This is a genomic window from Pollutimonas bauzanensis (assembly GCF_900129885.1).
GTDB lineage: Bacteria > Pseudomonadota > Gammaproteobacteria > Burkholderiales > Burkholderiaceae_B > Pollutimonas > Pollutimonas bauzanensis.
Genome location: NZ_FQXE01000006.1, coordinates 205998 through 220397, shown reverse-complemented (window position 1 = coordinate 220397; position 14400 = coordinate 205998). Strand labels below are relative to the sequence as shown.

At 61.3% G+C, this 14400-nt stretch carries 14 protein-coding genes; 3 read left to right on the top strand and 11 right to left on the bottom strand.

Annotated features, from left to right (window positions below; translation table 11 throughout):
* Positions 1 to 63 precede the first annotated feature (63 nt).
* Both BUB23_RS13285 and BUB23_RS13280 read left to right on the top strand, forming a co-directional pair.
* Complete coding sequence (locus BUB23_RS13285; RefSeq protein WP_073103707.1) at positions 64 to 2352, top strand: FAD-dependent oxidoreductase; 2289 nt, start codon at positions 64 to 66, stop codon at positions 2350 to 2352.
* Between the two features lie 454 nt (positions 2353 to 2806).
* The gene (locus tag BUB23_RS13280; protein WP_073103705.1) at positions 2807 to 3424 is read left to right on the top strand and encodes a hypothetical protein; all 618 of its coding nucleotides are present in this window, start codon (positions 2807 to 2809) and stop codon (positions 3422 to 3424) included.
* Positions 3425 to 3523: 99 nt separating this feature from the next.
* Here the strand turns inward: BUB23_RS13280 and BUB23_RS13275 are convergent, their stop codons facing one another.
* From BUB23_RS13275 to BUB23_RS13245, 7 genes are all read right to left on the bottom strand, one after another.
* The gene (locus tag BUB23_RS13275) at positions 3524 to 4447 is read right to left on the bottom strand and encodes a DMT family transporter (protein ID WP_245801267.1); all 924 of its coding nucleotides are present in this window, start codon (positions 4445 to 4447) and stop codon (positions 3524 to 3526) included.
* 45 nt (positions 4448 to 4492) lie between these two features.
* Entirely contained in the window at positions 4493 to 5542 is a 1050-nt protein-coding gene (locus tag BUB23_RS13270; RefSeq protein ID WP_073103703.1) for an NAD(P)-dependent alcohol dehydrogenase, read from the bottom strand.
* 127 nt (positions 5543 to 5669) lie between these two features.
* Entirely contained in the window at positions 5670 to 6146 is a 477-nt protein-coding gene (locus BUB23_RS13265) for a RidA family protein (protein ID WP_342743843.1), read from the bottom strand.
* Positions 6147 to 6173: 27 nt separating this feature from the next.
* Entirely contained in the window at positions 6174 to 6980 is an 807-nt protein-coding gene (gene hpaI, locus BUB23_RS13260) for a 4-hydroxy-2-oxoheptanedioate aldolase (protein WP_073103701.1), read from the bottom strand.
* A gap of 15 nt (positions 6981 to 6995) precedes the next feature.
* Positions 6996 to 7799: a 2-oxo-hept-4-ene-1,7-dioate hydratase gene (gene hpaH / locus BUB23_RS13255; RefSeq protein ID WP_073103700.1), complete on the bottom strand. Its 804-nt coding sequence runs from the start codon at positions 7797 to 7799 to the stop codon at positions 6996 to 6998.
* Positions 7800 to 7883: 84 nt separating this feature from the next.
* Positions 7884 to 8657 (bottom strand): fumarylacetoacetate hydrolase family protein, encoded by a 774-nt coding sequence (locus tag BUB23_RS13250; protein WP_073103698.1) that lies wholly within the window; start codon positions 8655 to 8657, stop codon positions 7884 to 7886.
* Entirely contained in the window at positions 8654 to 9325 is a 672-nt protein-coding gene (locus BUB23_RS13245; protein ID WP_073103696.1) for a fumarylacetoacetate hydrolase family protein, read from the bottom strand. Before BUB23_RS13245 ends, BUB23_RS13250 begins: the two co-directional genes overlap by 4 nt.
* Before the next feature lie 169 nt (positions 9326 to 9494).
* Between BUB23_RS13245 and hpaR the strand changes: the two genes are divergently transcribed.
* Positions 9495 to 9983 (top strand): homoprotocatechuate degradation operon regulator HpaR, encoded by a 489-nt coding sequence (gene hpaR, locus BUB23_RS13240; RefSeq protein ID WP_245801266.1) that lies wholly within the window; start codon positions 9495 to 9497, stop codon positions 9981 to 9983.
* A gap of 15 nt (positions 9984 to 9998) precedes the next feature.
* Here the strand turns inward: hpaR and BUB23_RS13235 are convergent, their stop codons facing one another.
* The 4 genes from BUB23_RS13235 to BUB23_RS13220 all read right to left on the bottom strand — a co-directional run bounded on the left by BUB23_RS13235 (position 9999) and on the right by BUB23_RS13220 (position 14316).
* A complete protein-coding gene (locus BUB23_RS13235; protein ID WP_073103694.1) occupies positions 9999 to 11147 on the bottom strand; it encodes a mandelate racemase/muconate lactonizing enzyme family protein in 1149 nt (382 codons plus the stop codon).
* Between the two features lie 62 nt (positions 11148 to 11209).
* Entirely contained in the window at positions 11210 to 12187 is a 978-nt protein-coding gene (locus BUB23_RS13230; RefSeq protein ID WP_084136014.1) for a Bug family tripartite tricarboxylate transporter substrate binding protein, read from the bottom strand.
* Positions 12188 to 12208: 21 nt separating this feature from the next.
* The gene (locus BUB23_RS13225) at positions 12209 to 13327 is read right to left on the bottom strand and encodes a mandelate racemase/muconate lactonizing enzyme family protein (protein WP_073103690.1); all 1119 of its coding nucleotides are present in this window, start codon (positions 13325 to 13327) and stop codon (positions 12209 to 12211) included.
* Positions 13328 to 13338: 11 nt separating this feature from the next.
* Positions 13339 to 14316 carry a Bug family tripartite tricarboxylate transporter substrate binding protein gene (locus BUB23_RS13220; protein ID WP_073103688.1) on the bottom strand — a complete coding sequence of 326 codons (978 nt, stop codon included), beginning with the start codon at positions 14314 to 14316 and terminating at the stop codon, positions 13339 to 13341.
* Positions 14317 to 14400 lie beyond the last annotated feature (84 nt).

The following is a 14400-nucleotide window of genomic DNA, read 5'->3' as shown; positions in this document are numbered from 1 at the left end:
TGCAATAATTACACGCCGGCATCTTCGGCGCCGGCCGGGCACCGCAACACCAAAGGGTATGGCATGGCCTCACAGCAAATCGACTTCCTTCTCGTCGGCGGCGGCCTGGCCAGTGCCCAGGCCGCGGAAACATTGCGTCAGGAAGGCGCCACGGGCTCCGTACTAATTCTCTCGGCCGAGCCGGCCCTGCCCTATCACCGGCCTTTCCTGTCCAAGTCATACCTGTTGGGCAAGGCTGATGAAGCACGCATCCTGATCCACCCGGAACAGTTCTACCGTGATCAAAAGATCGAGGTTGCGCTGGAGGCTCAGGCGGTGGCGGTCGATACCGCGGGGCAATGGGTCACGGTATCGACGGGATTGCGGATCCACTATGGCAAGCTGCTGATTGCGACCGGAACCAGCCCCAGGACCCTGGCCGTGCCGGGAGCCTCGCTCGGCGGGATCCACACCCTGAGAACCCGGGCCGACTCCGATGCGATTCGCCGGGCCGCCGCGAAGGCCAAGCGGGCCGTGATCGTCGGTGGCGGCTTCCTTGGCATGGAAACCGCCATCTCGCTGCGCGCACTCGGCCTGGACGTCGCCGTCATCGAAACCGAAAGCCGGATCCTCAAGCACCTGGAATCGGCAATGCTCTCGGACTTCATCCGCCGCCATGCCGAACAGGACAAAGGCCTATCTGTCGTGACTGACGAATCGGTCGTGGCGTTCCATGGACGGGGCAAGGTCAGGGAGGTGGAAATCGCAAGCGGCGGGAAAATCCCCTGCGACCTGGTCGTGGTCTGCATCGGCGTCGAACCGGCGACGCAATTCCTGGAGGGCAGCGGCCTCCTGCTGGAGGATGGCTTTGTCGCCGTCGATGAGCGGCTGCAAGCCAGCGCCCCGAACGTCTTCGCGGCGGGCGACGTAGCGGGCTTCCTGGATCCAATATTCGCCCGCCGGCGACATGTCGAGCACTGGGACAACGCGATCAAGCAAGGGCAGCTTGCCGCGCGCAATATGCTGGGGCGGCGAGTACGCTATGATCAAGTCTCTTACTTCTTCTGCGAGGTCGGCGATCTCGGTTTCAACCTCCTGGGCGATCCGGCGGGCACGCACGAAAGCATCGCCCAGGGCTCGCTGGATGCGCGTTCGTTCTCCCTGTTCTACCTGGACGAGGACATCGCCCGCGCGGTCTTCACGCTCGGCCGCCCGGCCGACGAAATCCGCGCCGCCGAAGGCCTGATCCGCTTCCGGACCAACCTGCGCAAAGAGAAGCACCTGCTGAAGGACCCCGCATTCCGGCTTCACTCCCTGCCCATGCAGAACGTGCTGATCCTGCAAGGCGGCGGCGCGCTGGGCGCCTTCGAGTGCGGCGTCGTCAAGGCGCTGGAGGAATACCGGATCTTTCCCGACATCGTGGCCGGCATCTCGATCGGGGCCTTCAACGGGGCGATCATCGCCAGCCATCCGGAGCATGCGGCCGAGGCGCTCGAATCGTTCTGGTCGGATATCAAGGTGGTATCGCACCAGGCGCCGACGGAGCAGATACGGCGCTCGATCACGGCGGCGCAGATCATGCTCTTCGGTGTCGAGAAATTCTTCCGGCCACGCTGGATGCCCTCGTTCGACGCGGCTTGGGAGCCGCCGTGGAACTGGACCGGCCTCTACGACACCTCGCCCATGCGGCGGCTGCTGGCCCAGTACGTGGACTTCCCGGCGCTCAGGCACAGCCCCGTGCGCCTGCTCGTGGGGGCCGTGAATGTCCTGAACGCGAAGTTCGAGACCTTCGACAGCTACGTCGATGATTTCACGCCTGAGCACATTCTCGCCAGCGGCAGCCTGCCTCCCGGTTTCTCCTGGACGTTCGTCGACGGCAAGCCATACTGGGACGGGGGCATCGTGAGCAATTCCCCGCTGGACCTGGTCATCGACCGTTGCGGGCCGGATGGCAAACGCGTCTACATCGTGGATCTGTTCTCCGGCGACAAGAAACTGCCGACCAACATCGCGGAGGTCCTGGCGCGGCGCGATGAGATCGTCTATACCGAGCGCGTGCGCAGCGACCTGCACACCCGGGAACTGACCGACGCCTACCGCGGCCTGATCGCAAGCCTGTTGCAAGAGGTCGAACCGGCCCTGCGCGACAGGATCCAGCGGTTTCCACGCTACATCCAGCTCATGGGCAACGGCGTCCAGAGCCAGATCACGCGGTTCGTCCGCACGCAGCCGCCCGACGAACCGGCGTCGCGCGACTATGACTTCTCCGATGTCGCCATTCAAAACAATCAGGCGCAGGGCTACGCCCTGGCGAAAGCAACCCTGGCATCGTCTTCTTCGACAGGAGGCCCCCCGCCAAGCACGAGAAGCTGAACACAGTTGCGGGGCAAGTCCATCGGTATGACGTGGGCCTGCTTTGCCAGTTTGGCGGCTGCTTCTGGCGAAACGCTGCTGGAGAACAGCAATAGCGCGGCGAGGACTGGATTTCCTGCGCAGCCATGGGGACCAGCAGGACTATTGGGTCATCCGCTTGCCCAACGATGGGCGCCTCCTTCGATGTGGATCGGCCCATGGAATCTATCTCGGCAGTCCTTGGCGGCATTGGGTAGACACCACTGCCGCGAAAGTGTGTATTATCTGTCCCGATGGGCACAAAATCAGGCTCACCTCTCTTATTAGCGGGATGGGAAAGTTCTTGTAAAACAAGAGGGGAAATTGGAATTTTTTGTTCCCGTTTCCTGCTCCGGAATTTTAAAAAGCCCAGGCTTCGGTTTGGGCTTTTTGTTTTGTGCGCAGCATTTCGCTTGACTATGAAGGAACACGGGCAATGGACATTGCATTAACTCTATCGGTGGTCGCCGTGGCATGGCTGGCGCTGAGCATGCGTTACCAGCGCGCTCATATTGCTTTGCTGGGGCGTCATCTGGCCAGCTTCCAGCTTGAACGCCACATGGAAACGCTGACGCAGGGCTACATCCGCGCCATCCATGACGAGGCTGAAACGCGCCAGATCCAGGTGTTGGAGACCTTCGCCCAGACCGAATGCGCGGTGGCGGCCCAGGCACAGTCGCTGGCCCACGCCATGCAGAAGGAAAGCGCCCAGGCCACCGGCATGGGCACGCTCTCGTTCTGCATCCCTTACATCGAGCGCTTTCTTCCCGCGGCGACGCGGGATTTTCGCGAGCTGCTGCACATCCACGCTGCCGGCTTGCGCCATGTGGTGGACAACAAAGACCGCTGGGATGCGAAAAATCGCGCCTATCACCTTTCGGCGGAGTTGTATCTGCTGCAGCACAGCTGCCACTGGTTTTGCAAATCGCGCACCGTAGCCGACGCACGATTGAAGCTGCGGCATCAGAGCAATCATCAAAAAGTACTGGAATCAGTGTCTGCCGTGACCCGATCGGCCTATCTGCGATGGCTGCGAGCCGCCGATGAGCGGTAGGACCTGAAGACACATACCGACTTATCAATGGCTTTGATATCGACTGATTGCATAGAACGCTCCTGTGCGTCAAGGGTCTTGAAAACCGGCCGTAACCCTCTACTTTTGCTTAACAGGCTTGCGCCCGCCATACTCGGCAAAGCCAATCCCCGCCAGGATCATCGCCAGAGCAGCTGCGTGATAAAACCGGAACTCTTCTCCGATCATAGTGACCGCAAGCAATGCGCCCCATACCGGCAGCAAGTTGATGAACAGGCCAGCCCGGTTCGCGCCGATCAGCTCCACAGCCCGGATATACAAGACTTGGCCGATAAGGGATGGAAAAATGACGATATAGGTGATTGCCGCCCAGCCTCGGATATCCGGAAAGACGGTCTTTCCCTGAGCCGCTTCGAAAGCCAACAGAGGCAGGGACGCCAAAGTGGCCCCCAAGCACAGGATGAATATCAAGCTGGTCCAGTGCATCTGCGGCTTGCTGCGCAGCGCGGCGGTATAGACGCCGTAGGCAATAATGGCGACCAGCATCAGCGCATCGCCGAAGTTGATGTCAAGGGCAATCAAATTGATAAACTCGCCGCGCACCGCAATGACGATCACTCCCATGAAAGAGAATGCAAAGCCGAGCGCCTGCTCCCAGCCTATGCGGCTGGAAAAGAAAATGAAGCTCGCGGCAAATACGAACAGCGGCATGCCCCCCTGCAAGATGCTGGCATTGATGGCAGTGGTATACACGAGCGCATAATAAAGCGCCACGCTGAAGACGGTGAAACCAAGGGCGCCCAGCGACAGCAGATAGCCTAGCCGTGGCCGGATTGCCGGCCAATCGGCGGCAATCTGTCGTCTCTTGAACAAATACAGCAGCACCATCACGCTCGCCCAGCGGATAGCGACAATGACCATAGGCGAAGCGTGGCCGACCGCCCACTTGCCCGCGATCGAATTACCGGCCCAGAAGAGCGTTGTCAGTGCCAGAAGGCCATAGGCTTTATAGATGGCGATCCCTCCGAGTCCTGATCCGTGCAAGTCACCCAGGCTCTAACCTTGAGTTGCGCCAGTATATCGTGCCAATCAAGCGGCGAGACTGGCGTTGTCGATCACAAAGCGGTACTTCACATCGCCCTTGAGCATGCGTTCGTAGGCCTCGTTGATTTCATCCGCGCGGATCATTTCGATGTCCGCCACGATGCCATGCTCGGCGCAGAAGTCCAGCATTTCCTGCGTTTCGGGAATGCCGCCGATCAACGAGCCCGCCAGGCTGCGGCGCTTCATGATGAGGCTGAACACCTGCGGCGAAGGGTGTGGCGTGGCGGGCGCCCCCACCAGAGTCATCGTGCCGTCACGCTTGAGCAGGGCAAAGAAAGCGTTCAGGTCGTGCGGCGCAGCCACGGTGTTGAGAATGAAATCGAAGCTCTTGGCATGGGCCGCCATCTCGTCGGCGTTGCGCGAAACCACGACATCATTCGCTCCCAGGGCCAAGGCCGCCTCGCGCTTGGATTCGGAGGTGGTGAATGCCACTACGTGCGCGCCCATGGCATGCGCCAGCTTGATGCCCATGTGCCCCAGGCCGCCGATGCCGACCACGCCAACTTTGTGGCCGGGCCCTACCTTCCAATGGCGCAGCGGTGAATAGGTGGTGATGCCCGCGCACAATAGCGGCGCCACGGCGGCCAGTTGCGCCTCCGAATGGCGGATGCGAAGCACGTAGCGTTCGTGCACGACGATCTGCCGGGAGTAGCCACCCAGGGTGTGGCCGGGCGCATCCGGTGTCGGGCCATTGTAGGTGCCGACCATATGGTCGCAATAGTTCTCCAGCCCTTCGTTGCAGTCTTCACAGTGCTGGCAGCTATCGACAATGCAGCCGACGCCGACCAGATCGCCAGCCTTGAAGCCGGACACATCCGCACCCACCGTCGATACGCGGCCGACGATCTCGTGCCCCGGCACGCAAGGGTATAAGGTGCCCGCCCACTCGGAGCGCACCTGATGGAGATCGGAGTGGCACACGCCGCAATAGGCGATATCGATCTGCACATCATGAGCACCCGGCGCGCGCCGGATGATTTCCATGGCCTCGAGAGGCTGGTCGCCCGCGTGGGCTCCATAGGCTTTGACTGTCATAGCGTTTCTCCTTCTTCAACGCAGCGCAACGACCAATCATAGCGCGCTCCATGCCGACAAGGTAGGCTGGCCCATGTGAAGCCAAAGAAAAATGCATAGCGCGGTTGAACAAGCGTGGCCGGCATTGCTAGCGCCCGTCTGCGATAACAGCCGTAAAATCGCACTGTATCAGCCTTTTCCCCTGCAGCGCGGCCTGCAGCGTATGCCGCGCCGGTCTATCGTTCGCATCAGGGAAGGTGGCCAGCCAGACCTTGTTCAAGGATGCGCGCTGGCTGCTGTCTTTCATCCATACTGTCATCTTCAGGATATCGTCCATGGTCCCCCCTGCCGCGCGGATAATGCTTTCGACTTGCTGGAACAGGAACACGCATTGTTCCTCCAGTGAATCGGGAAATTCACCCGTAACAGGATCCACGCCGTTGATCACTCCCGTCATGACGGTGTTGCCGATCCGGCAGGCTGCGGGAATGGGGTTATCGTGCGCGAACCCTTTTATATAAATGGCTTTGCGACTCGTCATGGCAATATCTCCGTCAATGATTTTAAAAGGCGTCGCCGGGCGCTCGATGATAGGCCCGGCGACGCATTGGAAAAAACCGGACACTGGCGTACAGGCCCGATCAGGCGGCTGTCAATAAACGCCGTCCTGCCGCGCCGCGCCGCTTGCCACCTGCGGCCTGAAGCTGGCCGATAGTTGGCGCGCCGACGATGCCAGCAAGGTCGTGTCGACGCCGACCGCCACGAACAACGCGCCGGCATCCAGGTATTGCCGCGCCAGGCCGGCATCGGACGTCAGGATGCCGGGCGCCTTATCGGCGGCGAGGACTCTTTCGATACCTTGCGCAATGGCGTGCTGCACGTCCGGGTGTCCCGGCTGCCCCAGAAATCCCAATGATGCGGAAAGATCCGCCGGCCCGAAAAACACTCCGTCCACACCCGGGACCTGCGCAATGGCATCCAGGTTTGCCAAGCCGGCGGCGCTTTCGATCTGCACCAATACACACATCTCGCGATCGGCCACGTGCAAATAATCCGTCACCTGGTTCCATCGGGATGAGCGCGCCAATGCGCTGCCCACGCCGCGTATGCCGCGCGGCGGATAGCGCGTCGCGGCCACCATCAATGCGGCCTGTTCAGCCGTTTCCACCATAGGGATCAGCAAGGTCTGGGCGCCGGTATCCAACAGTTGCTTGATCAGCGCCACGTCGCCAATGGGCGGGCGCACGATGGGGTGCGACGGATAAGGCGCGACGGCCTGCAACTGCGCCAGGATACTGCGTATATCGTTAGGCGCATGCTCGCCGTCGATCAGCAGCCAGTCGAAACCGGTGCCGGCCAGCAGTTCCGCGACATAGGCGTCGGCCAGCCCCACCCACAGGCCGATCTGGGGCTTCTTATCGCGTAAGGCCTGTTTGAAAAGATTGCGGGACATATCCATGATCAGATGCGCCTCTCAAGAAAACCGGAATGATACGGCGCCGAGCGGGCCGTAGTCGACATGAAACGTATCGCCTAGGCGCGCCGCGACAGGACGGGTAAATGAACCGGCCAGAACGATATCGCCGGCGTTCAATTGCTCGCCATGGGGCGCGATCTTATTGGCAAGCCATGCAATGCCGTTGGCAGGATGATTGAGCACGGCCGCCGCCAGTCCCGACTCTTCGATAACGCCATTGAGGTAGAGCATGGCGCCGACCCACCGCAGGTCCACCGCGTCCGGACGAACCGGGCGCCCGCCCAGCACGATCCCGGCATTGGCGGCGAAATCGGAAATGGTATCGAACACTTTGCGCGGAGCTTTTGTCTCGCGATCAAACTGCTCGATCCGCGCGTCGATGATCTCGACCGCCGGGACCACGTAGTCAGTGGCGGAGAGCACGTCGAACATGGTGACGGCCGGGCCGCGCAGCGCCTTATTGAGCACGAAAGCGAGCTCGACTTCGACGCGTGGCGCGATAAACCGTGAAAACGGAATATCGCCGCCCGTCTCGAAAAACATGTCGTCCATCAACGGCGCATAATCCGGTTCGAAAACCTGCGATGCCTGCTGCATGGCACGCGAAGTCAATCCTATTTTCCAGCCCATGACCTTGCGTCCATCGGCCGCTTCCAGGCGCACCCACTCAGATTGGACCCGGTAGCCGTCTTCGATGGTCATCCCGGGATGCGCAGCGGAGAAATGGCGCAATTGGGTGCGCGTCTTGCGGGCGTCGTACAGTTGCCGCGCGAGCCCGGTAATAATGTCTTGATGAAGCATGAGGATTCCGATGGAAAAGGGAAATGCAGGCGCGTGCGCCCGACGTCGATACGAAACAGATTTATGCCGGGCCGGTTCCTCGTATCAGTCCAGCAATTCGTCGCCGCCGATCGTATTGATCAGGCGGCCGATGCCTTCGACTTCGGTCACGATCTCGTCGCCCACCGCGGCATCGGAAACGCCGTCAGGCGTGCCGGTCAGAATGACATCGCCCGGGTTCAAGGTCATGAAGCCGGACAGGTATGAGACCAGCGTCGGGATATCGAACACCATGTCGCGCGTCGTTCCGTCCTGGGTCTGCTTGCCGTTAACCCAGCTGCGCAGGCGCAAGTTCATGGGGTCGGGCACATCGGCCGCATCGACGAACCATGGGCCGATCGGCGTACACGCATCGCGGCTTTTTACCCGCAGATTAGGCCGGTAGTAGTTTTCGAGATAGTCGCGAATTGCATAGTCGTTGGCCACGGTGTAGCCGCCGATGACGTCGTACGCCCGCTCCTTCGGAACATGTTTGCACTGCTTGCCGATGACCACAGCCAGCTCGCATTCATAATGCATATAGGCGACGTCGGCCGGACGGCGCGTCTTCGCTCGATGCCCGGTCAGCGAATTGGGGCCTTTAAGGAATACCACCGGATCGTCGGGCGCCTTGAAGGCAATTTCCTTGGCGTGGTCGGCATAGTTCAATGCCAGCACAAAAATCGTGCCGAATTCCACCGGCGGCAGCCAGATCACGTCCTTTTCATCGACGAGGCGGCCGTCGCTCAAACTCACGACGCCGTCTGCGGCCATGCCGGCATTCTTTTCGGCAGTGATGGCGTGTGTCTTGCCTTCGAATATTATGCGTGCATGCTTCACGTCGATTCTCCATCCGATATTTGCGCGACCAGCCGGTGCGTGAGGCTGCCCAAGCCCGCGACGTCGATGCGGACCTCGTCGCCGGGATACGCCAGCGGCGCGTCCTCGGGAGTCCCCACGAGCAGGACACCGCCGGCAGGGATGGTCATATATTCGGTCACATCGGCAATCAGCCTGGCGATAGGCCTGACCAGGCTTTCCAGGTTGCGGCGATGAACAATCCTGCCATTGATGGCGATCGCTATCTCGGCATGATCAGCGTCGAAATCCGCGCCGGGCGATAGGCAGGCCGTCATCGGACAGAAACCGTCGCGGCAGCGTTCGCGCAATGGCGGGCGGTAATAATTGTCGTGCGGCAGGGTGACGTCGCTGGCGATCAGGTAGCCCGCCACATAATCATGCGCTTGCGATTCGCGCACGCGCGTGGCGTCGCGGCGAAATACCACGCCCAATGCCGCATCGATCCGGACCACGCCCGGGTCTGCCGGCACGGCGACATCCGCGCCGGGCGCGGCATAGGTATTGGCCGTCTTGATATAGAGCACGGGTGCAACGGGCGGCGCCTTGTACGGCGGCTGGCCCATCGCCTGCGCCATACGCTCAAGCGTTGCGCGATCGTTCAGAAGCGTGCCGTATACGACCGATGGAAACGAAATAGGAATTCGCATTGTTGTCCATAGCGACAGCATGCGCCGATCCTGGAATCGAGCATGGCGGTCGCAAAATAATTAACAAGTTAAATATAACATAACCCTGCTCTTTCAAAACACATGGAAACGCGCCGGCGGCTATGCTAGTCGCCTTGCTTTGAAAGAGACTGGCCCCTAAAATGTCCAGGTGAAAAAAAATCAAACAAGCCTGAATGCAAGCCCAGCCGACACCGAAGAAGGGCTGCGCGCCTTTTCCCGTTCTCTTCCCATGGCATTGCTGCGCGCACGCGAAGCCGTCATGGCCAAGTTTCGCCCCACGCTGCGGGATCATGGCCTGACTGAGCAGCAATGGCGCGTACTGCGCGCCCTGAATGCGTCCAAAGTGCCGCTGCGCGCAGGCGAATTGTCCGAACAGACGTTCATCAGCATGCCCAGCCTTTCCAGGCTGCTCAAGACGCTGGAAGCGCGCGATGCCATCCAGCGCCACGCCCTGCATGAAGACCTCCGGGCGGCCCAGTTGTCCATCAGCCGGGGCGGCAAGGCGCTGGTCGCCATTATCGGGCCGCTGTCCGAAGCGTCATACGCCGAAATCGCCGCGCTGATCGGCGACCAAGAGCTGAGCGAACTGGAACGCCTGCTCACGCATGTCGTGACACGGTTGAACTGCGGGCGTTGAGCGCCGCGCGCCGCGTCAAACTTTATTGGTCAGCCCGTGCGCGGCCGGATAGCGGGCAAAGAACGTTTCGTCGATCTCTATGCCCAGCCCGGCCCCTTCATTCGGCGCGACACAGCCGTCGCGATCCACCGCGTAAGGCGTGGTCACCAGTTCGTCCCGGAACTTGTTTCCTTCCGAGACGTCGGCCTCGAACAGGCCGGCGTTCTCGATACTGGCCAGGAAATGGATGGACGCGGCCTGGTTAATGCCGGTCATCGAACTATGGACATGAACCGGCAGCTTGTAGGCCGCGGCCAGGGCCGCGATACGGCACCCTTCGGTGATGCCGCCGGCCTTGGAAAGATCCGGCTGCAGTATCCGTATGCTGCCGTCCTCGATAGCCCGGACGAATTCAAATTTGCTATAGAGGTTTTCGCCCGCGGCAAGCGGCGTGCTGCCCGCCTGCGAGGCCAGCCGGTAGGCATCCCGGTCATCCATGGAAAATGGCTCTTCCAGCCAGCCTATGCGCAGCTCGTCCATGACCGGAAGCACTTTGGTCGCATCGGCCAGGGTGTATGCCGTATTGGCGTCGGTCATGATGTCGAGCGCCGGGAATTTTTCGCGGATGCGGCGCAGGCGCTCGATATCGTTTTCCAGCGTATCGCCGACCCGCAGCTTGATCGCGCCGTAGCCGGCGCCTGCCAGCGCCTGGATCCGCTCGATCAGCCGGTCCGGCGCCTCGAAGCCGAGGGACAGGCCTCCGGCGTAGGCGCGCACGCGCCGGGGGCTGCCGCCCAGCAGGCGGTATAAAGGCATATTGGCCACTTTGCCACGAATATCCCACAGCGCGATATCGATCCCGCTCAATGCGATATAGCAGGCAGCGCCAGCGCCATAGCCGGCCAGGTGATAGTTGTAGACTTTGCTCCAGACATCCACCACCGCGGTGGCGTCCATGCCTTCCACCAGTGGGGCGAGATAGGCATTGATCAAGGTCGCGATGGCCATGTGGCTGCGCGCATGAAAACACTCTCCCCATCCGACCGTACCGCCGACGGTGACGACCTTGACGACAATCGCGTCGCGCCTGACGATCCGTCCCGTCCCCATTCCCGGCTGAGCGCCGGGAGGCAGAGGATATGAGACGGGGAATGCGGTAATTTCCGCGATGGCATGGGGGTTCATATTTTCCGGTGCTCCAGTTTCACGGTTGGCGCGCGCGCCAGGCTGATGGCGCGCGGCCGCGCCTAGTCGATCTGCGCGCCCGACGCCTTGACCAGTTCGCCCCAACGCTTGCTTTGCGCTGCCAGGAACTTGCTGAATTCCTCACCCGAGGCCGCCGCGGGTTCGCTGCCCTGTTGCGCCAGGAAGGCGCGGAAATCAGGATCGGCCACTACTTCGGCGATGTCCTGGGACAACATCGTCACCACGCTTTCCGGCGTGCCGGCAGGCGCGACCACGCCATACCAGTTCTTCAGATCGATGCCGTCGATACCGCCTTCCTTGAAGGTCGGAATGTCGGATGCGACCGGCGAGCGGCTTTCGGAAATCACCGCCAGCGCGCGCAGTTTGCCTGATCGGATATAAGGCAGGGACGATTGCAGTGTATCGACCGCGAATGCTGTGTCTCCCGCCATTGTCGAGGTCACCATCGCAGGGCTGCCCGCGTAGGGGATATGGACCGCGTCGACACCGGCCGCTGTCTTGAATTGTTCAGCCAGCAGATGGCTGGTCGAGCCGTTGCCGAACGAACCGTAAGAAAGCTTGCCCGGGTTGGATTTGGCGTAGTCGACCAGTTCCTTGACCGTCTTGGCGGGAACGTCCGGATTCACCACCAGCACATGGGTATTCTGGGCGATCAGCCCGACCGGCGTGAAATCCTTGATCGCATCGTAAGGCAAGGTCTTCTGGATATACGGCGCGATCGAGAATGCACCGGTCGAGGCGAACGCCAGGGTGTAGCCGTCGGGATTGGCCTTGGCCACCGCGTTCGCGCCAATCAAGCCGCCGGCGCCGACACGGTTCTCTACGATGATGCCTTTGGGAAACTTCGCCGAGAGGCGGTTTGCCAGCGAACGCGCCAGAACATCAGTGGCGCCGCCCGGAGCGAAGCCCACGATGAGCCGGATCGGCTTGGAGGGATAGGCATCGGCGGCAAGGGCTTGAACGCTCGATAAGGCGCCAAGCACCATGACACCAGCGGTAATTTTTTTAAGCAGTTTCATTTTTATATCCAGGAATGATTACTAATTTTTGACGGAAAATTGGTCCAGCAACCGGCTATCGGGTTCGATCCCCAGTCCCGGGCCATCGGGCACTCGAAGTTGCCCGTCGACGGCTTCGATGGCGTCGCCGAACGGATGCGCCTCGAAGGTGCAGAACAGCTTTTCCACCGGCGTATCGCACGCCAGTGTCGAAGCCAGATGCAGGCTTGCGAGCAGACCCGGGCCAAAATAAGGCGAGTGCGCGATCGGCTGGGCTCTTGCCGTGCCCGCGGTCTGCTGCAATGCGCTCAGCGCGGTCAGGGCCGCATGCATTTCCGAGACGCCGCCGATCTTGGTCACGCTGGGCTGGATCACGTCCAGCACACCGGCCTTGGACATGGCCGCAAGCTCCCACGGCGTCGCCGCGTTTTCACCGGCCGCCAGCGCGATATCGGACCGCGAACGCAGAATCTTGAGGTTATCGATATTCTCCGGCGGCCAGGTCGGTTCTTCCAGCCACAACAGATCGAGCGCCTGCAGGTCGGGCAAATAATCGCATGCCTGCTCCAGGCTCCACGCGCAATTCGTGTCGACCATCAACCCCGTCTCCGGCCCCAGGCTCTGCCGGGCGACGCGGGCCTGCGCCACGGTGCTTTCATGAATCTTTACCGCGTAATACCCTAGCGACTTGGCGCGCTCGCAATTGCGGGCCAGGGCCTCGGCCTCGCCATATTTCATCAGGCTGGCGTAGCTGCGCAAGGTCGTGCGCTTGGCGCCGCCCAACAGCGCATGCAAAGGCTTGCCCGCTTTCTTTCCGGCGATGTCCCACAGGGCGATGTCCAGCCCGGACAGCGCGTAGTTCACCGGCCCGGACCTGCCGAATACATGGAAGCGGCGGCGCAGGTCGGTCATCAGCTCGGCAAACGTATCCTCGCTCTTGCCGATAATGAAGGGCGCGATGAAATCGTCCATCGCCTTGCGCACGACAGGCCACAGATTGAAACCGAATGCCTCGCCCCAACCCACCACGCCGCCCGACGTTTCGACCTTCAAGTAAAGCGCTTCGATATGGGAGCGCGGCCGGCCCAGGAATTCCTGTTTGGGGCCGTCGACATCGAAAGGGATGCGCACCGGAATCGTCTGAATAGAAGTAATTGCCATGTCTTGTCTGCCTAGTCCACTTGAATGCCGGCAGCCTGCACCAGTTGCTGCCATTTATCCAGTTGTGTATCGATCCAGGTGGTGAACGCCTCGGGCGTGCCGCCCAGCGGTTCCAATCCGAGTTCGTCGAAATGCCGCTTCAGTTCCGCGTCGGTCGCCAGCGCATTGACCACCGCGCGGTTCACACGGCTGATGATCGCATCCGGTGTTCCGGCGGGGGCGACAATGCCATTGGTCGTGACCATATCGACGCCGGGATAGCCCGCTTCGGCGAACGTCATGACTTCGGGCATGGCGGGCGAACGATGCGGCCCGGTAATGGCCAGGGCACGCAGCTTGCCGGCGGCGACTTGCTGTTTGGTGGTGTGCGGGCCGCCGAAAACCAGGGTGACCTGGCCACCCATGACATCGATCAATGCGGGCCCCAGGCCGCGGTACGGCACATGCAGCAGATCGATGCCCGCCGCCAGCTTGAGCTGTTCGCCAGCGATATGGATCGCCGTGCCGCCGCCCGCGCTGGCAAAGGAATATTTACCCGGCGACTGCTTGGCCAGGGCGACCAAATCCTTCACCGATTTGACGGGCACATCGGGATTGACCGTCAATACCTGCGGCGACGCGGCCACCAGCACCACGGCCTTGAAATCCTTGCGCGTGTCATAGGGCAAGGTCTTGACCAGACTGGGGCTGACGACGAAGGCAGAGTCTGTAATCCCGAAGACTGTGCCGTCGGCCGCCGCCCGCGCCACGGCCTGCAGGCCAATGGTGCCATTGGCGCCGCCCCGGTTCTCGACCACGACAGGCACACCCAATTCTTTCGATATGGCGGGCGCGATCAACCGGGCGACCGTATCGGTGGAACCGCCCGGCACATAGGGCACGATCAACCTTACCGGGCTGGCGGCAGAGTCTTGTGCGTGCGCGGCCGGCAATACGGCCGTGGCCATCAACGCAGCGGTTGCCGCGAACAATGCTGTGTATTTGCTCATATCGATCTCCCTGGCCCGGCGGCGCGCCCCAGGCCTGCCCCTCATTAACTTAACTTGTTAAATAATATACCATTAAATTTCAAT

Excerpts from the sequence above, each read along its gene's own strand:
- BUB23_RS13285 (WP_073103707.1), top strand. The coding sequence starts at position 64 with ATGGCCTCACAGCAAATCGACTTCCTTCTCGTCGGCGGCGGCCTGGCC.
- BUB23_RS13280 (WP_073103705.1), top strand. The coding sequence starts at position 2,807 with ATGGACATTGCATTAACTCTATCGGTGGTCGCCGTGGCATGGCTGGCG.
- BUB23_RS13270 (WP_073103703.1), bottom strand. The coding sequence starts at position 5,542 with ATGACAGTCAAAGCCTATGGAGCCCACGCGGGCGACCAGCCTCTCGAG.
- hpaI (WP_073103701.1), bottom strand. The coding sequence starts at position 6,980 with ATGGATATGTCCCGCAATCTTTTCAAACAGGCCTTACGCGATAAGAAG.
- hpaH (WP_073103700.1), bottom strand. The coding sequence starts at position 7,799 with ATGCTTCATCAAGACATTATTACCGGGCTCGCGCGGCAACTGTACGAC.
- BUB23_RS13245 (WP_073103696.1), bottom strand. The coding sequence starts at position 9,325 with ATGCGAATTCCTATTTCGTTTCCATCGGTCGTATACGGCACGCTTCTG.
- BUB23_RS13235 (WP_073103694.1), bottom strand. The coding sequence starts at position 11,147 with ATGAACCCCCATGCCATCGCGGAAATTACCGCATTCCCCGTCTCATAT.
- BUB23_RS13230 (WP_084136014.1), bottom strand. The coding sequence starts at position 12,187 with ATGAAACTGCTTAAAAAAATTACCGCTGGTGTCATGGTGCTTGGCGCC.
- BUB23_RS13225 (WP_073103690.1), bottom strand. The coding sequence starts at position 13,327 with ATGGCAATTACTTCTATTCAGACGATTCCGGTGCGCATCCCTTTCGAT.
- BUB23_RS13220 (WP_073103688.1), bottom strand. The coding sequence starts at position 14,316 with ATGAGCAAATACACAGCATTGTTCGCGGCAACCGCTGCGTTGATGGCC.